Here is a 525-nt window from a genome sequence, read left to right on the forward strand (position 1 = left end):
ACTGTTCGCGCGCCGATTCCACGATCGCCCGAACGTTCTGGTCGATCTCCTCGACCTCGCGCACGATCTGCTGCAGAGACTGGCCGGTGCGGGCCACGATCTCGACGCCGCTCTTGACCTGATCGCCAGAGGTCGAGATCAGCGCCTTGATCTCCTTGGCGGCCTGGGCAGAACGCTGCGCCAGTTCGCGCACTTCCTGCGCAACCACCGCAAAGCCCTTGCCCGCTTCCCCTGCTCGGGCTGCCTCGACACCGGCATTTAACGCCAGAAGGTTCGTCTGGAAGGCGATCTCGTCGATCACCCCGATGATGTTGGAGATCTCGCTCGACGACTTCTCGATGCCTTCCATCGCAGCCACCGCTTCGCGCATCACCTCGCCGGACTTCTGCGCCCCCACCTTGGCGCGGGCCACGAGCTGGCCGGCATCTTCGGCACGGCGTGTGGCATCCTTGACCGTCGTGGTGATTTCCTCCAGCGCGGCAGCCGTCTCTTCGACGGAGGCTGCCTGCTGTTCGGTGCGCTTCG

The 525-nt window shown here is 65.0% G+C and carries 1 protein-coding gene; it reads right to left on the reverse strand.

Annotation, left to right across the window (positions count from 1 at the left end):
* Positions 1-525, reverse strand: a 525-nt coding sequence (locus VQ830_RS28755) for a methyl-accepting chemotaxis protein (protein ID WP_337271546.1), incomplete at both ends; no start/stop codon positions are given.

The sequence above is a fragment of the Oryzifoliimicrobium ureilyticum genome, from assembly GCF_037199735.1.
GTDB lineage: Bacteria > Pseudomonadota > Alphaproteobacteria > Rhizobiales > Rhizobiaceae > Rhizobium > Rhizobium ureilyticus.